Origin of the sequence: Desulfallas thermosapovorans DSM 6562 (genome assembly GCF_008124625.1) — a bacterium.
GTDB lineage: Bacteria > Bacillota > Desulfotomaculia > Desulfotomaculales > Desulfallaceae > Sporotomaculum > Sporotomaculum thermosapovorans.
In genome coordinates, this window is record NZ_VNHM01000003.1 from 206,136 (window position 1) to 227,605 (window position 21,470).

Sequence of the window (21,470 nt, forward strand, 5' to 3'; positions counted from 1 at the left end):
TCCCCGGGCTAATCTTAGGTCAGGCCCACCTTTAAAGATACCATCTTCCAATAATCCTCCATCAAGGCCCAGTGGTTCTTTCTCTGTTCTTTCTTGATTATTGCCACCAGCTTCTTCATATCCGCCTCACTACCGGTGCCATGGTATTCAATAGTGATGTGAGAATTAAACACAGGGGAACCTCCACTTGCAGAAGCATAATGCAACGAACGGGGTAAACCTGTATCCAATGGGTTAACCTGCGCCCCTCGGGGGAGGTTAACAAGCTCCGGGCCACGTTCACCAACCAATGCCAAACCAGGGGAAGTAATGATGCCACCGGCGGCTAACATGGGTATTTTAGGTATATTAAGGCCAAACGATTGGCCACCATAAATAGGCACCCAGTCCGGTATATCAACACTTAGTCCGTTCAGGGCCCCAATAACTCCATTAATCCCACCTATCACACTATTCGCCATACCCTTGGCACCGGCACCGATTGAATCAAATACACCTAATATCCAGCCTTTAACCTCGTCCCAGTTCTGGTATAGCTGGTACCCAGCATAGCCAAGGCCAGCTATAATTCCGATAGCACCGCCAGCAATGCCGACTACAACTCCTAATGCTCGTCCGAAACCAAGTACCAGGGGGCCAGTTGTGCGGAAAAATGTTCCCACAGGAGCAAGTCTTGGGCCAAGGCCACCGGGTAACTCACGGACTCTACCCAGGCCGCCAGCGCCCAAAAATGCTCCAACAGCGGGAAGGGCAGCTCCGATTGCCTCACTCAAACCACCAAAAGCACCACCGGCAATGCTATCCAGTTCCGCACTGAAACTGCGCCAGCCGGATTTCATAGTGTTTAAAACTCCTTCGTTGCGAACACCTAAATCCTCCACGTTGCCACCCAGGTCATCATATCCTTTACTAATCTGCTCAAACACAGGTAGCATAGCAGGCCCCTGGTCGTCCCAAAGTCCACCAAACAGCTCCAGGCCTATTGCCTCTTGCAGGCCCTTGTCTTTTAATTCAACAAACCGTCCAAGTATTCCCTGTGCGGCCTCCCAGCCTTCCTCACCACCCTGGACAATATCTTTCCGCCATTGTTCCACCTGTTCAGCGGTTCCAAGGAAACCCAGTGTTTCAATTTTTCCTTCGTCCCCGGTTCTAATCCCGGCTAAAAACTCTGTGGCAATACTGTCGCCTATCTTATCCATTACATAAATGGTATCCTCACCGCCGGCAATCATGGCGGCAAAGAAATCGTTTGCTGACACCCCAGCCGCTGCCCACCGGGCACCGTATTCCTCCGTTTGGTCTAATAATTCATCAAATAGTCGGGGGCTTAATTTCTGTGAGGCTGTAGTAAATATATTAAATGCATCTTCAGGGGTTTTTATATCTTCAAATCGGTTAGTTAATAGCTTTGCATCCTGACCGATTCTGTCTATTTCAACACCTGTTTGCTGGAATATCATGGCCATATTAGCGCCTAATCTTTGGGCTCCTTCGCCGATCTCGTCAAAGTACCGATTAGCTGTTACCACACTTTCAAAGGCTACCTCTTTACTTATGTCAGGTATATCTGACCAAACGGCTTTTATGGCACCTTTAAGGCCAGATGCAACACCTGCATCAACGCCCAAGCCCGCCTGAAGCTCACGCTCCATTTGAGCAAATGAGGTAATATCAAGGCCAACCGTTGCGCCAACTGCACCGCCACCGATACCACCGGCCAGGCTGCCCAGGTCAATGTCACTCAGTGCTCTGTCGGTCTGCCGGGCCTCTTGCTGTACCCGGTCAAGTTCCCTGCGCAATTCTTCAACTTCATTTTGCAAGTTGTTAAAATTGCGGATACTTTGGGACGTGTCAATGCGCGGGTCCGGCAGACCGCGGATAGAAGTGCCAACGTTATTAATCACCCGGTCAATATCCGTCCCCATATCCCGGAAATTATCTGCAATACGGTCGATTATTCGGTCACCTTCGCGTTGCGCCCTTCGAAGGCCACCAACGTCTACTCTGAATCCTATTTCGTTTACCAGTTCACGTAATGCCATTCTTTATCACTCCTTTTTTAACTCCTACCGGGGCCGGGAGTGGAGGTATCCCCCGGCCTTTTTGGAGTTAGCCAATCCTTTTAAAAAGGTCGCTATGTCAAGCAAGGCACGTCGGGCGCCATGCCTCGCCTATTAACTATCTAAGTATCACAAATGCACTCTGTTCTGTGCCGTCTGTAAGCTGCAGCGGTTGCCTGATCCAGGGTTGCCCATCAACGTTCCAAGTGGCACGTATAATTGACTTGTTTTCTTCAAATAGTCGGCCAAAATAGGCACTGGAATCAATGAACGGACCACTGCCGTCTTTAATCAGGTATTTTGAAAAATCGCAAAGCACAAGGTCACCGCGCTGGCCCAGGTCCGGGGTTACAGGGGTAACGGCCAGGGGGAACCCTGCAAATGACTGGTTTCTACCGTCGCCGGGCCTGAACAATACATGGCCGCTGGGGCTAACCATCGTGAATAGCTGTGGTACTACTGTCACGCTGGCTACCCATACCGCGTTTTGCCACGATTGAGCAATTAACCGGGCCAACATGTTGATTATATCGGCATACTCTATTTGACCAGCGTTGAGCCTATCAACTTCAACCCGGGCCGGGCTATTAAGGACACCCAGGGGACGGCCAATACCGTCACCCGTCAAAAATGCCTCATCTTCGGCTTGGGATATTGAATTTCCGATTAAAGTATTAATATAGTTTTCTGCACTTGAATTACGAAGTAGCTTATCGGTTACAGTGCAATACCCGGATACCTCTTTGGGTTTCAGAATTATCTCGTCAAATGCCGCTTGGGTTTCTTGTTTCACGTCACCCTCGGCAGTCCATTGCAGTCGCATACCGCTTAATGCCCTGGTACTCCTTTGGCGGAGGGCCGGGATCGACAAAGGCGCGTCCGGTGTTTCACCTGGCTGCAACGCAGTAGCACGGGGGCGTACGATTGCGTTGTAATTAACCTTCAAAAGGGCGTCGCGAAAAGCTTCAGGTACAAGAAAGCCGCCACTGGCACCTTGTGTCATATTCATGCCGCGTAAATTTTCAGCTTCCCAACGGGTTGCAGCCACAAACTCAACAATATTTCTAAATTCCATTATCATTACCTCCGTAAGTGGGGCAGGGAGGTCCTGCCCCTTGTTTTTTATCGTAAACATACAAATGGGCTGACTGTGGTTTCTCCATCCTCCAGCAATAGCGGTTCCGTCACCCAGCCGGCACCGTCTACATTCCAAAAAATCCTAATTACCGTCTTATTTTCAATAAACCTGACGTGTTCCGAAGCCATCACAAACGGGCCGGAGCCGTCCTTAATCAGGTAGTAGCGTAAATCAGATAACATAAGGCAACCTTCATTCGCAATAGTCGGAACGCGGCCGTTAAATCGGATGGGAATCCCGGCCAGTGTGCTGGGGATGCCTTTGCTGGCGTCACCTTGGATAAAGATATACCGTCCAGCAGGGTCTTGCAGGGTAACCAATTGCGGTAAAGTCGTGATTGAGGCAATCCACACCGCACTGCTCCACGAATCCGGCAGTATCCGGGACAGCATATTAACTATGTCAGTATACTGAATGTTTCCGGCTTGTTGCCGGTTCACTATGATCCGGCCTGGGCAGTTGAGCACCCCGGCAGGTTTTCCCACACCATTACCTCGTAGGAAAGCATAATCTTCTGCAGCAGCAACGGCGTTCCGTAGCAGTTCGGTTATGAGCTGGGAAGCCGCTTCACTGTTACGCAGCAATTTATCAGTTACAACAACGTGCGCGGCAACTTCTTTTGGAGTCAATGTCACCGTCCCAAGTTCGGGTTCAGTCTCCGGTATAGGATCACCCTCTGCAATCCACTGCACCGTCACGCCACCGAAAACACCTTCGTTGCCCTGTACTAGGGCGGGAATGGTAATACTTGCATCCGGGGCAGAGCCGGGCTCTATAATTGTGGCCCGTGGGCGCACTATGGCGGCTTCAGGGCTGATTTTTAGAATATCGTCCCGGAATTGTTGTGGTACCAGGAAGCCACCGGCACTGCCAACACCTGCGCTCATGGTACGAAGATCCCCGGGGCTAAAACGAACGGTTTCTAAAAACTCGCCCAAATTGCGGAACTCGCCGCTGCCACTTAGTGTGTCTTGATAGATCGGCGAATTTTGCCGCTGGTTGCACCAATCTTCAACCTCGCCCAAAGTTCGAAACGGGGCTGAAGGTTTGACACGCATTGCGGCGTCAACTTTTCCTTTAAGCCTGTTAAATTCGGCCAACAAGTCGTCCCACTCTCTTTGTTCGAACGAGTTGAAAGTCCGGTATTCCGCTGCCTCATGGAGGTCACGCATTTCTCTTGCGATCTCGCCCATCCGGGCACGCATTTGTTCTATTGTCATGTTGGCATCTCTCCTTATAGTTATTTAATCAGACAACCAACCGCCGGGGCCCCCCTTTGGTCTGATTGTTCAACAGTGCGCTTCCCTCGCCCGAGTTGGCGCACGGTTCAGGCCGCAATTTATGTCAAAGCGCATTTAGTAGGTGCGCTGAATCCTCTTTTTTTGGGGATAAATTACTATTTTACCCCCTTTAAAAAGACCTAGCGATTTTTGCGGGTAACTAAGGGAATTTTTACCCCCCTAAGGGAGTTTTGCGAAGTTTTGCGTTTGACTGGGGCGCGGTCGAGGTTTTGAAAAATCTGTAGAGATTTATATACCCCCTTGGTGTTACTCCCATACGTCAGGCGGCAACGCTCCAGCCATTGCCTTATGTAACTTGGTAAGCTCTTTCTCTTTTTTCTTATCGCCATAACTAATAAGGCTGGTAATATCGCGAACGAGCAACTGCCGCCCCGCCAAGCCATTAACTAAGGCCAGCAGTTCATCGTGGGTTAGTGTAAGTGTGTACTTATCTCCCTTTTGGGTAATTTTCATTACCTCACCGTCCCGCAATTTTTTTTGCTTCCCGATCCCGCTGCTGCCGTGCCCGGGAAAACGCTTTGCCACGGGCTATGGCCTCTCGCCACAGGAGTGGGTCCGTTCTGAGCAGTTGGTACATCTCTGATTCGGTTAGGTATAGCCTACACTTTGTTAAGTTTATTTGTATGTACTTCACAAACATCACCACCCAAACATTAATTCGTAAAGCTATATGCCAATTTATTAACTACCCCCTAAAGGGAGGGTTTTGGTTGACGAATAAGGTGTTAACCCTTGGTATTACTAGGTTTAATTCGTCAACACCCCCTTGACGAATCGTTGACGAATTACCCATTCGTCTTCTATTCGTCAACACCCCATTGACGAATTATTCCGCGCCATTACTGGCCTGAAGGGTTATTCGTCAACGCTACCCCCCCACTTGACGAATCGCTAATCAAACAGCTTCAATTCGTCAACTTCTTTTACTGGCAACCCAAACAGTTTATTCCTTGTGCTACCATGTGTTACCAAAACACCAGCCTCAACAGCATTGTTTAATATTTTGCTAACTACAGAATGGGACAACTTGGTTAATTTCATAATGTCCTGCCGGGTAAAACCTGTTCCGTCCCAATAATTATTATTTATAGCGTCAAAGATTATTTGCCGCGTTGTTTTGGTTAAAGTAACGGACAGCTCAACCGGCATCCTGAGCCATTCCCGGCCATCCGCATCCACTTCATCCACCAGAGTAAAGGAGAAGGGCGGAAACTCCTTAAACCAGGACGCTAGGCTCCGCACGGTATAACTTGTCCCATCTTCGGCCACTTTCTTTTCAACGCCTACTATATTACCAACTAGGCGGGAAAGAACACCGGCACCAACGGAATCATGTTGCGTCATAGTCATGCTCATTTCACTGCGCTTTTTCTTGCGGGTATGGTGCATTAGAACTATTGCAATATTGCGCTTCATTGCACAATCCCTTAACCAGCTAATTAGGGGCTTAATGGCGCTGTTGTCGCTTTCATCAACACCGTGGAAGCTAGTTAATGTGTCAACAAACATGATTTTAGGGTCCCAAACAGTTAACAGCGCGTTCAGCAGATTGCAGCCCTCGTCAGTGCTCAGGTCAAGGTCTGCGCCTTCCCGTCTGACTTCCTCGGCATACACAAAGCGCAACATGGTATCGTTAAAACCCCATCCGGTTTTCCTTAACCGGTAATTAACCAGCTGGGGACCTGTGTCACCCATAAGATAAAGCACCCGGCAGGGCGGGGTATCGGTAAAGCCATCAAGAATAGTACCCCCCTTGGAAAGTTCGGCAGCCATCCGCAAAGACAGCCACGTTTTACCAGCCTTTGGGTCACCCACCAGAAGTGTCACATAACCTGCAGGGAACATATGCGGCATAACCCAGTCGATTTTTATTTCCTCGTTAATATTGGGCTTAGACAGCAGTTTGGCAATATTTATTCCCTTTTCTTCCGCTGGCTCTGGTTCTTGGTCTCTCCCCTGATTAAATAACCGGGCTACTTTCGGGTCATCCCTCGCTCTATTGAAAAGCTCATCGCCTGTTATTCGAGCCATTGTTGTACCTCCGGGTCCGTCAAAGCCAAAAGCTGTAAGTCGGGGTTGTTACTCAGTAAGCACCCAATTAAATACTCTTGGTAATCGGTTTTATGTAACAATTCAGCTAAATCATAATGTGCCTTATAGCCCCCAGCGGCCAATGCGCGGTTGGTAGTTCTTACGATTAAAGAAAGTACCTCTAATGCCCGTTCCCGTTTTTGATTAAAGATTTGCTTAATCTCACGCTTTTTAGCTGCCTCTATAGCCTGCTGCCTAGCTTTACGCCTAGCCTCCAGTGAAATCGGCTTATTGTTCACTTCAATACCAAAATCACGCGCGATCATCCGCGCCGCCTCAATAGGACGCAACCCGAACACTTTGGCTACCAGGTCCGTCGAATCACCATATTCACCGCACCCAAAGCACCGCCACCCGCCATCAGGGAAAACGTAAAATGATGGTTCTTTTTCACCGTGCAGCGGACAGCGGGCCACCCAACGGCGGCCTCGCTGGTGCAGTTGGGCGATGTTATAGTGATTAATAACATCAACAATATTAACTTGCTTAACTAATTGAAAAATGTTGGTACTTTGTGGTACACTACTTGCAGCATACAATTCACATCACCTCTGCCACTGCCCGGCCACCCGCGCCGGGTTTTCTATTTCAGCCGCCGGATTTTTCCACTGTCCACCGGTTCCGGCTGAACTAGGCTGGCCGCTTCCTGCTCGTCCAGCCACTGAAGTATACTACTCCGTCTGAAAAGCACACGTTTCCCCACTTTAATGTGTGGAATGATTTTCCTCCGGGCCCAGTCGTATATCGTCCACTCACTTACCCCGAGCATTTCCGCCGCTTCTTTTGCGTGGATTGTTTCGCGAAGTGCCTGTTTTATATCATTTTTCACTCTTTTTCCCTCCTTGATTTCATTTTAATATAAGTGTTATAATTTGGATACAGCATTTATGCTTACTTTTATGCGGTACAGACAGTAGGAAGGTGAAAAAATGGTAGTAAATTCAATCAATAAGCAAGATAATGTTACTGGCAATAAGGTAATAAAAATTAACTATTCGATTAGTAAACCATACTGCATTACTAGGTTCCCGGTATATAGGGAATACACTTACTGGTTAGATGATAAACCCATTAATAACATTAATAATTTGAAAGGCATTAAAATAAGAACATTGCTCAATAAATTGCAAATAGGCCCTACGCAGGAAGCCTGGGAGGAAGGCCCGATAGAAACCTACAATCCGCTTAATTGCCGAATTGATGTTGCATTACAAAACTGTCGTGACGACATGGCTTTTGTGTCAAAATATGGCCTGCCACTTCCAACACAAGGCACACCTCCTAAAAATAGCGGATTATTTTGGCTTGTCTGTAAACCCTTATCATGGGCACAGTTTTATTGGGGAACATCTCCCAACAGTGAATTCGGACAAGCTATAATTCAAAAAATTGACGAAATGTTTCCTAAGAATAACCTAAAAGATAAAGAAAAAATAAAAACATTTGTTTTACAACAGGCAAACGAGGCTATGAATGGTGTTCATTACAAAGTGCAGCTAATTAATGGTTATCTTGCCCCAGCAGTAGAGTTTGATAGCCTTTGGGATGTTGCCTGGTTTCAATTTTTACAAAATCTTGATAAAGGGATAGAATATAGGCAATGCCCGGAATGCGGCAATTTATTTGTACCAGAACACGGAAAACAAAAGTTTTGCCCACCTGTAACAGATTTAAAAGGTAATAAACTTACTAAGCGCAGCACCTGTGAAAATACTTGGAACCAACGAAAAAAAAGAGAACGTAATAAGGAAAAGAAGGTGATTAACTAATGGCCGGTTGGGTTGAAAAACGCGGCACCAATAAATGGCGGCTCAACGTCCCGGGTGGTACAGGTCCGGATGGCAGACGCAAAGTCTACCGCCGGACCATTGAAGCCACCAGCGAACGGGAAGCCAAAAAACAGCTTGATATATTTTCTGCCGAAGTGCAAAAGGGCCAGTATGTTGAACCCTCCAAGCTCACTTTTGCGGAATTCAGCCAACAATGGCTTGAATCCAAAAAAGACTTGGCACCCAAAACCAGGCACCGGTACAAGCGAATGCTAGAATCCCGCATCCTCCCAGCCATGGGACATATGAAACTTGAAAGTATAAAGCCATTTCATATCATGCAGTTTTACGAAAACCTGCAGGAATCAGGTATTCGGGAGGACGGCAAAGAAGGAACACTGTCGCCCACAACTATACTTCACCACCACCGGCTGCTGGTTACCATATTTAACGCCGCCGTCAAATGGCAAATACTCCTTACCAATCCCGCCGCCCGGGTGGAAGCACCCAAGGTTCCCAGGAAGCCAGCCGCCTGCTATGATGAAAATGATATTGCAGCATTATTGGAAGCATTGGATTCGGAGGAACTAAAACACCGTGTCCTTGTTTATATTGCACTGTTCACAGGGTTACGCCGTGGTGAAATTATGGGCTTGGAATGGCAGGATGTAGACTTTGACAATTCCTTACTCCATGTAAGACGGTCTAGCCAATACCTACCCGGGCAGGGTAGCATTACGAAGGAACCAAAAAATGAAACGTCCAAGCGGGTTATATCAATTCCCAGCTTCGTCATGGCCTTAATTAAGCAATATAAAACCCAGCAATCCCAGGAACGGTTAAAATTGGGTGACTTGTGGCAGGGTTCAGACAGGCTATTTACCACATGGGACGGCAAGCCCGGGCACCCGGAATGGCCTTCCCAGTGGTTTTCCAAGTTTATTAAAAAACACAAGCTGCCGCATTTACCCTTTCACGGCCTCCGCCATACCGCGGCCACCATGCTGATAAATCAGAACATCCCGCTTAAAAACATATCCGGCAGGTTGGGTCATGCTAACCCTGCCACCACTGGGGCCATATACAGTCACTACCTGCAGAGTGCAGATAAAGCCATATCGGACAAGCTGGAAAATGCATACCAGCATATTATGCAAAAGGATACAAAAAAAAGACAGGTATAAACCTGTCTTTTTTTGCTCTCGTTAATTATCTTTGCTCCCAAAATGCTCCCAAAACACCCTTTCAGCGAATTTCGCTAAAAAAGCAAAAACCCGCAAATCCTTGCGGGCCTTGACTTCCAGTGGTGCGCCAGGAGGGACTCGAACCCCCGACACGCGGTTTAGGAAACCGCTGCTCTATCCTCTGAGCTACAGGCGCTTAACGGCGTATTCACTATTAAACTAAAATTAAGCTAAAAAAATGTTTTAAAACATTTTCGTTATTTACACATTAAACCAGTAAAACATAGCGACACAATTAGTATATACTTTTGTGTCGCCATAGGATTTGTGGCGTGCCTGGAGGGACTCGAACCCCCAACCTTCTGATCCGTAGTCAGATGCTCTATCCAATTGAGCCACAGGCACATATTTTTTTCTTGACAGTGCTTCATCAACACTGCGAGTATTATTGTATCAAAAGGACTGGTGAAAGTCAACCGGCAGAAAGTAGAATCACTAGAAAACCACGGACTTAAGGCCCGTGGTTTTCGCAACTGGCGGAGAGAGAGGGATTCGAACCCTCGATACGAGTTTTAGCCCGTATAATCGCTTAGCAGGCGACCGCCTTCGACCTACTCGGCCATCTCTCCGTATTGTCCGGTAGTTAAAATGGCGGAGGAGGTGGGATTCGAACCCACGGAACCCGTAAAGGTTCAACGGTTTTCAAGACCGCCTCCTTAAACCGCTCGGACACCCCTCCAGTCAATTTCAATCAACCAGAGACAATAAGAAGTATAACATACTAAATGTAATGTGTCAATAACACTGTATTCCTTCGCTCCCTCTTCTTTGCTGTTAATTTATTTCTTTAATGCCCCCCATATACGGCTGCAGCACACCCGGTATTTTCACGCTGCCGGTTTCAGTCTGGTAGTTTTCCAGTATCGCGGCCACCGTCCGGCCCACCGCCAGTCCGGAACCGTTTAAAGTGTGCACAAAGCGGGGTTTGCCTTTACCTTCCCGGTACCTGATATTGGCCCGCCGGGCCTGGAAATCCAAAAAATTACTGCATGAGGATATTTCCTTGTAACTGTTGTAGCTGGGCAGCCATACTTCCAGGTCGTATGTTTTGGCGGAGCTAAAGCCCAGGTCGCCGGTACTTAATGTTACCACCCGGTAAGGTAACTCCAGCAACTGCAATATCTTTTCGGCATTATCTGTTAAGCTCTCCAGTTCCGCAAAGGATTCTTCCGGGCGCACAAATTTAACCAACTCCACTTTATTAAACTGGTGCTGCCTAATCAGGCCCCGGGTATCCCGGCCCGCCGCCCCTGCCTCGGCCCTAAAGCAAGCGCTGTAGGCACAATGGTAAATGGGCAGTTCATCGCCATCCAATATTTCATTGCTGTAAAGATTGGTCACCGGCACTTCGGCGGTGGGTATTAAATAATAATCGGTATTTTCCACTTTAAACATGTCTTCGGCAAACTTGGGCAGTTGACCCGTACCGGTCATGCTGCCGCTGTTCACCATAAAGGGAGGCAATACTTCCACATAGCCGTGTTCCCGGGTATGCACGTCCAGCATAAAATTAATCACAGCGCGTTCCAGGGCCGCACCGGCCCCTTTATAAAAGGTAAACCTGGCACCGGTAACCTTGCCGCCCCTTTCAAAATCCAGTATATCCAGCGATTCACCAATATCCCAGTGGGGTTTGGGTTCAAAATCAAACTGCCTGGGCTCACCCCAGCGCCGCACCTCCACATTATCATGCTCGTCCAAACCTACAGGCACGCTCTCATCGGGGATATTGGGAATGGTCAGTAGTGTCTGTTGTATCTGTTGGTCCAGGACCCGGATTTCTTCATCCATATCTTTAATGGCATTGGATACCTGTCGCATTTCCAAAACCATATCCTCGGCCAATTGACCTGCCTTTTTTAACCGGCCGATCTCTTCGGACACAACATTGCGTTTATTTTTCAGCTTCTCCACTTCAACCAGCTTTTCCCGGCGGCGCTCATCCAGTTCCAAAAACGGGTCCAGTGAAATACTGGTTCCTCTTTTTTGCAGTGCTTCTTTAATTATCTCCGGGTTATTCCGGACAAACTTTAAATCCAGCATTTATAAAAACCTCCAAGAATCAATAAAAAATATATATAAATACAAATTTTATATTATCTTATTCTTGCTCTTAAACATTATTGTAATACATTTTAACTTACAATCGCATTAATTTAAAGATAAAAACTGCACATTATCAGTTTGTTGAAAAAGTATACGGAATTATCTTTTCCTGGTCATCTAAGATTGCTTTGGGCAATGAAGTTTGCCCTTGGAGCGTTTTTAAATAATAAATATTTATTATCAATTGTTTATGGTTTATATAAAAGAAAGCGCCGGCTTTGCGCCGGCGTTATTATACCATATTTATGCAGACAAATAAAACTACAAGCTAACAAACTTTACATCCAGCACTCCATCTATTTCGGCTATTGCTTTTATTGTTTCATCGGGTACCGGTGCATCCACTGAAAGCATCATCACGGCTTTGCCGCCGATTTCTTTACGACCCACCTGCATACCGGCAATATTTATATGATGCTCGCCGATTAACATACCCACAGGGCCGATAATTCTGGGTTTGTCCATGTGCGGCACGTAAAGCATATACCCTTCGGGAACGGCATCCACCCGGTAACCGTCCACCATCACAATGCGGGGATCATTTTCCTGGAACAGTGTGCCCGATAATGTTTTTTCACCTTTATCGGAGACCACTTTTACAGTGATCAGGCTGGCATAACCTTCGGCCCGGCCATTGACGGTTTGCACTACACTGATACCCCGGTTCTTGGCCAGTAGCTGGGCATTAATAAAGTTAACCGATTCCTGCAGTATGGGATCCAAAAATCCCTTTACCACCGCGGTGGTAATAGGCTTGACATCTGCACCGGCCAGGTCGCCGTTATAAGTGATTTCCAATTTATTAACCCGTCCCTCCACCAGCTGGGCCTGGAATTTACCCAGTTTTTCAGCCAATTTCAGGTAGGGCTTGATCTTGGACATAACTTCAGGCTTAACTGACGGGACATTTACGGTATTGCGCACCACCTTATCTTTCAGGGCATCCACTATTTCCTCGGCCACATCCACGGCTACATTAATCTGGGCTTCGGCGGTGGAGGCGCCCAAATGCGGGGTGGCGATAAAATTGTTCAATTCCAGTAAAGGACTGTCGGTGTTGGGTTCCTTTTCAAAAACGTCCAGCGCCGCACCGGCCACTTTACCGGACTGCATATACTTGTATAAAGCTTCCTCATCCACAATACCGCCACGGGCACAGTTGATCACCCGCACCCCGTCCTTCATGGCCGCGAATGCCTTGTCATCCAGCATGTGATAAGTTTCTTTGGTTTTGGGCATGTGCACGGTGATAAAATCCGCCACCGGTAACAGCTCCTCCAAAGTAACCAGCTTAACCCCCATGGATTCAGCCTTTTCCGCGGAAATGTAGGGGTCGTAGGCCACTATATCCATTTCCATGGCCTGGGCCCGCCGGGCCACTGCCGAGCCGATTCTGCCCAGACCGATAACACCCAGTGTTTTACCCCGCAGTTCCACACCCAGAAAGGCTTTTTTATCCCATACGCCGTTTTTCATTTTGGCCACAGCCTGGGGAATATTCCTGGCCAGGGCCAGCATCATGGCCACGGTATGTTCGGCGGCGGCAATGGTGTTACCGTCCGGGGCATTAACCACCAGCACACCGTGCTGGGTGGCGGCATTAAGATCAATATTATCCACACCTACTCCGGCCCGGCCCACCACTTTCAGTTTGGGAGCATTCTCCAAAATCCGGGGTGTCACTTTGGTGGCACTGCGCACTATCATGGCGTCATACTCACCAATAACAGCCACCAGTTCATCTTCGGTCATTTTTGAGCCGATAACCACCTCAATATCCGGGTCTTGGTATAAAGGTTCCAAACCCTTTTGGGATACATTATCCATTGCCAGGACTTTATATTTTGCCATTATTTTTCACTCCCCCAAAAATACTTGCTGGGCTGCTTTTACACCAGCACCAAGTTCAACCGGATAACCAACCTTTTGCAGTGCCATTTCCAAACCGGCTATGGCAATGATCACATTCATCTGATCGGCAAAACCCATGTGGGCAATGCGGAAGATTTTATTTTTCAATTTAGCTTGCCCGCCGGCAAAGGTGATATTATATTCTTTGGTCAGCACTTTGCGAATATCATCCGCCCCGATACCTTCCGGCGCGTACACCGAGGTGACCACCGGGGAGGCGCAGCTGTCTTCGGTCATCAATTTCAATCCCAGTGCCCTGATGGCAGCCCGGGTGGCGTCACGGAGCAATTTATGCCGGGCATATACATTATCCAAACCTTCGTTCAACATCATATCCAGTGCCGCGTCGAGGCCTACAAACAGCGATACTGCCGGGGTATAGGCCGTGTTCCATTTGGGGTACTGTTTCCTGGCCTTGAGCAAGCTGAAATAATACCGTGGTGATTTGTTGGCTTCAATTACTTGCCAGGCTTTATCACTGATACTTTGAATGGCCAAACCAGGGGGTAGCATTAACGATTTTTGAGAGCCGGTGGTTAATATATCCACATGCCACTGGTCCACTTTGATTTCAATGCCGCCTACGCCGCTGACTCCGTCCACCACGAAAAGTGCCGGGGTTTGAGCCACTATTTTACCAATACTTTCAATATCGTTTACCACACCGGTGGAAGTTTCATTCTGGGTGGCAAAAACAACTTTAATGTCGGGGTTGGCCGCCAGTGCTTCCTGCACCAACCTCGGGTCCACACAGGTGCCCCATTCATAGTTCAGCTCGATTACTTCAGCGCCGTATTGATGGGCTAGTTCAGACCAGCGCTCGCCAAATTTACCGCCCACCAGGGTGAGCACCTTATCCCCGGCGCTGACCGTGTTGGCCACCGCGGACTCCATACCACCGGTGCCGGAACTGGTCAATATATATATTTCATTTTGGGTTTGGAACAGTTTCTGCAATTTAGCAATAATACCTTTGTGCAGTACCTGAAAACCTTCACTGCGGTGCCCGATTATGGGCGCTGTCATGGCGGCAACCACCGTCGGCGGTACCGGGGTCGGTCCCGGAATCATTAAATAACTTTTATCCTGCATATGTAATCTTCCTCCTTGGCTAAGTTAAGTAATAGTAAATAATACCTGGTATATAACTAATTTTTTGTTAAGCTATAATAAAAAACCCCCCATCCCTATAAACATTAAATCACAGGGACGAGAGGTATTTCTCCCGCGGTACCACCCATATTGATTTGTTTAGATAAAAGAAATACTAAACAAACCCTCTTCGTTTAAATAACGGAACTGTCCGTGCCCGCCTACTGCTTTTTTCAGCGAGCCCCCTTCGGGGAGCCTTTTCACCACATACAACTACCGGTTCACACCAAACACCGGCTCTCTGAAAATTGCTTATGGTTACTTTACCCCTGCATCGGGTTTAATTTATATTAAAATAACAATGATCTCTATAAAATATTACTACATTCAACTTTTTTTTGCAATAGTTTTATACCATTTGTTCATTTAGCAACATTTTCAATATAAAAGATTTGATTCAGGTGGTGTTTTAATGCCACCTGAAACCCTGGTTTCTCTTATTTCGAGTTTATCGCCCTTTAACTCCATTAATTGGGAACATTCCTGTCCCAAGGGAAATATCCAAGTTTGGCAGGTGTGTCCCCTTCCCTTGTGTTAGGCGGGAGTTTTAGCGGCGATTAACGAGATAAAGTACTGGTGCATGCGCAGGTCACTGGTCAACTCCGGGTGAAAAGCCGCCACCAGAAAGCGATCTTGACGGGCACATACTATTTTATCATCGCAATAGGCCAGCACATCCACACCTTCAGCCACTTTAGTTATATAAGGGGCCCTGATAAAAACCGCCCTGAGTGGCTCAGCCCCTAAAACAGGTATATTCAAATCTGTTTCAAAACTGTCCACCTGCCGCCCATAGGCGTTTCTCTCCACCTCTATATCCATTAAACCCAGTGTTTGCTGCCGGGAGTTCCTGATTTGTTTGGCCAGCATAATCAACCCGGCACAGGTACCGAAAATGGGCATACCTTGATGAGCCAAATCCAGTATGGGTTTCATTAATTCAAATTCGCTCATTAATTTACCCATCGTGGTGCTTTCACCACCTGGAATAACCAAAGCATCAACGCTATGCAGTTCCGACGCCTTTCTCACCTGGCAAGTTGAAACGCCGCATTTTTCCAAAGAGCGCTGGTGCTCCCGAAAGGCACCCTGTAAGGCGAGTACACCTACTAGCATAGTCTTGCTCCCATTACCAACCTCTGTCCTGCATACGCTGCCCGGGCGCAATAGTGGATATTTCAAGACCGGGCATGGCTTCACCCAGATCCCGGGAAATTTCGGCCAGTATTTTAGGATCATTATAATGTGTGGTGGCGGCCACAATAGCCTTGGCCCGGGCCTGGGGATCATTAGATTTAAATATCCCCGAACCAACAAAAATACCGTCACAACCCAGTTGCATCATTAATGCTGCATCCGCCGGGGTAGCAATACCACCGGCGGCAAAATTCACTACCGGCAATCTACCGTTGTTGGCCACATCCAAAAGTAATTCATAGGGTGCACCCATCTCTTTGGCCACACTCATCAATTCTTCCCTGGGCAGGTTCTGCACCCGGCGTATTTCCCCCATTACCATACGCATGTGGCGAACAGCTTCCACCACGTTACCCGTGCCGGGTTCACCCTTGGTACGAATCATCGCCGCACCTTCGGCAATACGCCTGAGGGCTTCACCCAAATTACGGGCACCGCATACAAATGGTACTTTAAAGGCATGCTTATCTATATGGTGCTGTTCATCCGCCGGTGTAAGTACTTCGCTTTCGTCTATATAGTCAACACCCAAAGCCTCGAGTATTTGCGCCTCCACAAAATGACCGATTCTTGCCTTGGCCATTACCGGTATAGTAACTGCATCCATAATTCGTATTATAACAGTGGGATCGGCCATCCTGGCCACTCCACCGGCTGCACGTATATCAGCGGGAACCCTCTCCAACGCCATTACTGCACAGGCTCCCGCTTCTTCAGCTATTTTGGCTTGTTCAGGGGTGGTGACATCCATAATTACTCCGCCCTTGAGCATTTCAGCCAGACCTTTTTTAACTGTCCATGTCCCCTTTTCAGCCACAGTTTCCGCCATTTAATTCTCCTCCATTCAACAACGATCACTAAAATATTTTACATTAATCCCTTAACAAAAACAAGCAGCTTTAAAACCATTTAATGCTAAATGGGCTTTATACCAGGCTGAGTACAGGGGTTGGGCTGTGTTAATTCACATTGATAAACCTTCTTCCTTTCCAAAGCATTCTCCCAATTAACTGGCTCCAATCTTCCGTACCTTCGTCTTTTTCAGCCGAGACCGGGAATATTTTCAGGTTGCTGTTTAGTTGCATTAACTGGCTTATATATGCTCCCAGGTTAAAATTAACATGGGGTAACAAATCTGTCTTGGTAATGGCAACTGCAAAGGCGTTCCTGAATGCCAGGGGATACTTTTCAGGCCCGTGCATACCCTCTGTTACACTAACGGCAAGCAGCCTAAAGTTTTCACCCAAATCAACATCAACCGTGCATAAAATATTACCTACATTTTCAATTATAATTAGATCAAGCTGTTCAAGGGGCAATTGCTCAATTGCCCGGGCTACCATACCCGCACTCAGACAGCAATTATTTTGGGTATTTATTTGTACTACATCCACAACACCTGTGGCAGCTAACTTTTCAGCGTCATATGAGGTGTACGGGTCACCATTGATCACGGCAACATTAAATTTATCGTTTAACAGGCGCAGGGTTTTTTCCAAGAGGGTGGTTTTACCGGCACCAGGTCCACCAATTAAGTTAATCATGATAATACCGTTTTCGTTAATTATGTTTCTATTTTTCTTAGCTATACTTTCATTGTCATGTAATGTTTTTTCCGGTGTTATAATTTTAACCATAACCCTTCCCCTTTCATTAATCGGTTCGGTTTTTATTTAAACCGTATTTATGTGACATGCGAACAACTGTAGGTTGGGTTACCCCCAAAGCCGCCGCCGCTTTGCGCGTGCTCCCGTAACGCTTGAGCGCCCAGGAAACCATCGACTTTTCAAGTTGCTCCCTGGCTTCTTTTAGAGTACCCATATCAGATATGTGAAAATCCACTAAAGACGGAGTTTCTTTGAGCATAGGCGGCAAGTGTTTAACATCTATCACATCTGATGTACAAGTAAGAACTAATCTTTCTGTTACGTTTTGTAACTCACGGACATTACCGGGCCAGTGATATTTCATTATGCTCTCCAAGGCGGCAGAGCTAAATGTTTTCCGCATGTTATATTTTTCATTATATTTTCTAAGAAATTCAAGCAGCAACGGAATGATATCCTCGGGCCTCTCCCGTAAAGAGGGAATAACCACCGGTATTACATTTAAGCGATAATAAAGGTCGCTGCGAAATTGTCCTTTATCAACCATTTCTTTTAAATCCTGGTTGGTAGCGGCTATAACCCTTATATCAATATCCACCGGTTTCATACCACCAACCCGCATAACCTTGAGATCCTGTAATGCATGCAACAATTTAGCCTGCATTTGAATGGGAATTTCACCCACCTCATCCAGAAACAATGTGCCTCCATGAGCCAGTTCAAACATGCCCGGCTTTCCTTTTTTACGTGCCCCGGTAAAAGAGCCCTCCTCATATCCAAATAACTCCGACTCCATCAATGCCTCGGGAATAGCCCCGCAGTTTACCCGAATATAAGGACCCTTTTCGCGATTGCTTGTCCTGTGGATATAACGCGCCACAACATCTTTACCAACACCGGATTCACCCAGGATTAATACCGTAGCATCGGAGCCGGCTGTTTGGGCCGCAAGCTTAAAGACGTCCTTCATAGCCTGGCTACGCACGATAACCCCGTCAGATTCATATTGTTGCTTGCGTAGTAATTTGAGCTCTTCTTTATAACGCTTGCTCTCCTCCAACTCTTGTCTGTAACGATCTATTTCTGTAATGTCACGAACATTTGAAATAATACGCCATATATTTCCATTTTCATCAAAGACCGGTGTGGCAGTCACCAACGCTTTACGATTAGTCTTGGTTTCATACATGATGGTTACCGGTTTTCTCTGTTCAATAACATGGATAGCGGCGGAATCGGTATAATAGCCCTGGGCGACAATTTCATAAACAGAACGATTGACCATTTCCTCCCGTTTAATACCTGAAAAGTCCTCCCAGGATTTACTGACCCGCAATGTTACCCCGGCACCGTCCATAATCCAAATACCGTCATGAGAGTTTTCCAATATAGCTTCAAGTTCCTTTTCCTTTTGTATGGCATTTTGAAATTGAAGCTTTTTTTCTTCCAAGTCGATTATATCCAAATATATACTATAGGCACCTTCCAATTTTCCATCGGTGCGTATTGGAAAGTGGTATGACAGCAATTTTTTATCACCGCGGGTTTCATGCCAGGGGGAAACTTCTTTACCTGTCTCCAACACTTTAATTAACGGAGAACCGGGCACCATGCCGGAAATACGCTTACCCAATGCTATCCCACGGTCGATTTTTAACATTTCCTCAGCCGTCGGGTTGATTTGAATTATCACGCCCTGGCAATCCACCATTACAAACCCTTCGCGGAGAGAGTACAGTATATCATTAATGGGTATTTTATTTTCAAGAGTTTGGTTATTCAATTATTACTCCCTCCTTATTAATCAACTAATTATTATTAATATTATTAACTTATTAACGGTTTAAACCGGCGATGCGGGGCTTAAACCGTTAATAATAACAACATTACTTAGGTTCGTTAAGTAATTCTTCCATTGTTATACCATGGTAATTGCATATTGAACTCATTTTTGCAAAAAATGCTTTACGCTCAGCCATGGTTGGTTTTTCAGCAAATACTTCCCTCATCCACTTGACAACGTAAGCCCTCTCCCTTGGCCTTGTGTCTTCCGTAGTTACGTTATTATTATTGTTACTCACCCAAATCATCCTTTCCATGAATTTTAGCGTTTACCACACCGTAGGTATTGCTAATCGTTCCCAAAATGTTTGTATTCTTTTTAATTGTGGTCCGTAACCCTCTAAGCCATTATATTTACCATCCAAGGTTGCTTTATAATCAATATCCTCTGGAAGTTTTTTATCGGGCCATTCTGCATTTAAAACCTCGATTAATTTTTTAAATAACGAAATAACTTTATCTTCTCCAGTAATTTCAATAGCCAGCAGTATTCGATTCAGGTCTATATGGCCATGACTAACGCCATTCTCCTCCTGGGTTTTAATCCATTGCTCCAAAGCTTTGGCATATTCTGCTCTAAATTTGGCGTTTTTATAAAGAATTTGATCAAAATAACGCCGGTCATTACTAAAAACTTCAGCAATAGTTTTATCAGGGTACCTCCCCATACCCATCTTTTTTGCAAAATACTCCCGCAATCTTTTTCACCCCCATTGATTTATATTTAAATCATTTAGACATCCTTCACAGCCGGGTAGACAAATGAATAGATCTTGTCCGATTAATTATCATATCGGGTATATACAAAAATGTTGCAAATAATGTACCTGCATTCCACAATAGCCGTAATGGCACGTGTTTATTTGATTAATCGATTCAAACTCGGTCTTTTTACAGACCTAATTCGATAAAATATTATTGCCATATGATACAGATTTATATCATCATATAAAGAATAACTATCAATACAGCTTATAACAACTATCAAGACAACTTATATAGTGATATAGATTTGTATCATGTCGATAAGTAATTATATCACGATTATTTATACCGATAAACCGCCCTTATTTGACATTAGTGGATATTTGTAAAAAATTAAAAAAGCCGGCTATATAGTATAGTCCCGGCTTTTATTTAATCAAGCCAGCCATTTAGCCAACTTGTCAGGATTAATGCGGATCATCCTGCCTTCGAATGCTATGCTTTTTTCTTGTTTAAAAGTATTAAGAGCCGATGTAACGGTTTGCCGTGAAATGCCCACCATACTGGCAATTTCTTCATGGGTTAAATGTATATTTATTTTAATTCCATTTTTGGTATGCACGCCCATACGTTCGCCCATTTTCATTAATAATGTTGCCAATCTCCCCAGCGCCTGACTGCATACCATTTCATGGATAATAGCCTCAGCTTCACGCATTCTAGCTGCTAACAAATTTATAATTTTAAAGGTCAAAAATGAATTTTGAGTCATTATTTCCATGAATTTTGTTTTAGATAATAACACCACCGAACCTTTGCTAATGGTTCCCGCAAAACAAGTTCGTTTTATATCAAGAAATGTTTCCGCCATCCCCACCAGTTCCCCCGGGCCACGAATGCTACCAACGGTTACCCTTTTGCCATCCGCAGAAATTCTATATATTTTTACCCAACCGCTCTCAATTAAGTATACTTGATCGGAAACATCACCAGCGGAAAATAACACATAATTCTTGGGACATTGTATAACCATCCCAGCCTGCCTGATTAGCTGTTTTTCCATATCATTTAATACTAAATCGGCCCTTATATCGTCTAAACCACCGGTACTATAATCGTATAAATTATCATTCATAACCATCGATACCCCTACCTGTTTATTTTATCTTACCGGGCCATAATCTATTATTAAACCACTGGTGACTTAGCCCTACTCGCCAATGCATGGCATTAATAATACAAACTTTGTTTGATGGTTTTCAGTTAGCGCCACCTGATAAGGGACGCTAACTGAATTATGGACATCAATTATCTAATGAGATAAGGAACGGTTTCCAGTTCAATGGC

General features: G+C 45.9%; 19 protein-coding genes, 4 tRNA genes and 1 other annotated feature. Of the genes, 2 read left to right on the forward strand and 21 right to left on the reverse strand.

Going from position 1 to position 21,470, the window contains the following annotated elements:
• Positions 1-14: 14 nt before the first annotated feature.
• The 7 genes from LX24_RS04230 to LX24_RS04260 form a co-directional block, all read right to left on the reverse strand.
• Positions 15-2,042 (reverse strand): phage tail tape measure protein, encoded by a 2,028-nt coding sequence (locus LX24_RS04230; protein ID WP_166510890.1) that lies wholly within the window; start codon positions 2,040-2,042, stop codon positions 15-17.
• A gap of 136 nt (positions 2,043-2,178) precedes the next feature.
• On the reverse strand, positions 2,179-3,135 hold the full coding sequence (locus tag LX24_RS04235) for a phage major capsid protein (RefSeq protein ID WP_166510891.1): 957 nt from the start codon (positions 3,133-3,135) through the stop codon (positions 2,179-2,181).
• A gap of 47 nt (positions 3,136-3,182) precedes the next feature.
• Positions 3,183-4,418, reverse strand: coding sequence for a phage major capsid protein (locus tag LX24_RS04240; RefSeq protein ID WP_166510892.1), 1,236 nt, complete (start codon positions 4,416-4,418; stop codon positions 3,183-3,185).
• Between the two features lie 327 nt (positions 4,419-4,745).
• On the reverse strand, positions 4,746-5,024 hold the full coding sequence (locus tag LX24_RS04245) for a hypothetical protein (protein WP_166510893.1): 279 nt from the start codon (positions 5,022-5,024) through the stop codon (positions 4,746-4,748).
• Between the two features lie 366 nt (positions 5,025-5,390).
• Entirely contained in the window at positions 5,391-6,530 is a 1,140-nt protein-coding gene (locus tag LX24_RS04250) for an AAA family ATPase (protein ID WP_166510894.1), read from the reverse strand.
• Entirely contained in the window at positions 6,518-7,129 is a 612-nt protein-coding gene (locus LX24_RS04255) for a CHC2 zinc finger domain-containing protein (RefSeq protein WP_166510895.1), read from the reverse strand. The genes LX24_RS04250 and LX24_RS04255 overlap by 13 nt, the downstream gene beginning before the upstream one ends.
• 44 nt (positions 7,130-7,173) lie before the next feature.
• Positions 7,174-7,419 carry a helix-turn-helix domain-containing protein gene (locus LX24_RS04260; protein ID WP_243131613.1) on the reverse strand — a complete coding sequence of 82 codons (246 nt, stop codon included), beginning with the start codon at positions 7,417-7,419 and terminating at the stop codon, positions 7,174-7,176.
• Positions 7,420-7,519: 100 nt separating this feature from the next.
• On the opposite strand from LX24_RS04260, the gene LX24_RS04265 reads away from it, so the two are divergent.
• Positions 7,520-8,359: a DUF6076 domain-containing protein gene (locus LX24_RS04265; protein WP_166510896.1), complete on the forward strand. Its 840-nt coding sequence runs from the start codon at positions 7,520-7,522 to the stop codon at positions 8,357-8,359.
• On the forward strand, positions 8,359-9,543 hold the full coding sequence (locus LX24_RS04270) for a tyrosine-type recombinase/integrase (protein ID WP_166510897.1): 1,185 nt from the start codon (positions 8,359-8,361) through the stop codon (positions 9,541-9,543). Before LX24_RS04265 ends, LX24_RS04270 begins: the two co-directional genes overlap by 1 nt.
• Before the next feature lie 120 nt (positions 9,544-9,663).
• Here LX24_RS04270 and LX24_RS04275 read toward each other — a convergent pair.
• From LX24_RS04275 to LX24_RS04340, 14 genes are all read right to left on the reverse strand, one after another.
• Positions 9,664-9,739, reverse strand: a tRNA-Arg gene (locus tag LX24_RS04275).
• A gap of 132 nt (positions 9,740-9,871) precedes the next feature.
• Positions 9,872-9,948, reverse strand: a tRNA-Arg gene (locus LX24_RS04280).
• A 129-nt stretch (positions 9,949-10,077) separates the two neighbouring features.
• Positions 10,078-10,172, reverse strand: a tRNA-Ser gene (locus tag LX24_RS04285).
• A gap of 20 nt (positions 10,173-10,192) precedes the next feature.
• Positions 10,193-10,282 (reverse strand) — tRNA-Ser (locus tag LX24_RS04290).
• Positions 10,283-10,377: 95 nt separating this feature from the next.
• Positions 10,378-11,646 carry a serine--tRNA ligase gene (serS, locus tag LX24_RS04295; RefSeq protein WP_166510898.1) on the reverse strand — a complete coding sequence of 423 codons (1,269 nt, stop codon included), beginning with the start codon at positions 11,644-11,646 and terminating at the stop codon, positions 10,378-10,380.
• A 324-nt stretch (positions 11,647-11,970) separates the two neighbouring features.
• Complete coding sequence (gene serA, locus LX24_RS04300; protein ID WP_166510899.1) at positions 11,971-13,560, reverse strand: phosphoglycerate dehydrogenase; 1,590 nt, start codon at positions 13,558-13,560, stop codon at positions 11,971-11,973.
• A 6-nt stretch (positions 13,561-13,566) separates the two neighbouring features.
• Complete coding sequence (locus tag LX24_RS04305; RefSeq protein ID WP_166510900.1) at positions 13,567-14,712, reverse strand: pyridoxal-phosphate-dependent aminotransferase family protein; 1,146 nt, start codon at positions 14,710-14,712, stop codon at positions 13,567-13,569.
• Between the two features lie 110 nt (positions 14,713-14,822).
• Positions 14,823-15,056, reverse strand: a binding site (T-box leader).
• A 250-nt stretch (positions 15,057-15,306) separates the two neighbouring features.
• The gene (pdxT, locus tag LX24_RS04310) at positions 15,307-15,888 is read right to left on the reverse strand and encodes a pyridoxal 5'-phosphate synthase glutaminase subunit PdxT (RefSeq protein ID WP_166510901.1); all 582 of its coding nucleotides are present in this window, start codon (positions 15,886-15,888) and stop codon (positions 15,307-15,309) included.
• A gap of 13 nt (positions 15,889-15,901) precedes the next feature.
• The gene (pdxS, locus tag LX24_RS04315; RefSeq protein WP_166510927.1) at positions 15,902-16,786 is read right to left on the reverse strand and encodes a pyridoxal 5'-phosphate synthase lyase subunit PdxS; all 885 of its coding nucleotides are present in this window, start codon (positions 16,784-16,786) and stop codon (positions 15,902-15,904) included.
• Between the two features lie 142 nt (positions 16,787-16,928).
• The gene (gene hypB, locus LX24_RS04320) at positions 16,929-17,606 is read right to left on the reverse strand and encodes a hydrogenase nickel incorporation protein HypB (protein WP_166510902.1); all 678 of its coding nucleotides are present in this window, start codon (positions 17,604-17,606) and stop codon (positions 16,929-16,931) included.
• 16 nt (positions 17,607-17,622) lie between these two features.
• Positions 17,623-19,359, reverse strand: coding sequence for a sigma 54-interacting transcriptional regulator (locus LX24_RS04325; protein WP_166510903.1), 1,737 nt, complete (start codon positions 19,357-19,359; stop codon positions 17,623-17,625).
• 103 nt (positions 19,360-19,462) lie between these two features.
• Positions 19,463-19,657, reverse strand: coding sequence for a hypothetical protein (locus LX24_RS04330; RefSeq protein ID WP_166510904.1), 195 nt, complete (start codon positions 19,655-19,657; stop codon positions 19,463-19,465).
• Between the two features lie 30 nt (positions 19,658-19,687).
• The gene (locus LX24_RS04335) at positions 19,688-20,116 is read right to left on the reverse strand and encodes a hypothetical protein (protein ID WP_166510905.1); all 429 of its coding nucleotides are present in this window, start codon (positions 20,114-20,116) and stop codon (positions 19,688-19,690) included.
• Positions 20,117-20,559: 443 nt separating this feature from the next.
• Positions 20,560-21,258, reverse strand: coding sequence for a Crp/Fnr family transcriptional regulator (locus tag LX24_RS04340; protein ID WP_166510906.1), 699 nt, complete (start codon positions 21,256-21,258; stop codon positions 20,560-20,562).
• Positions 21,259-21,470: the final 212 nt, after the last annotated feature.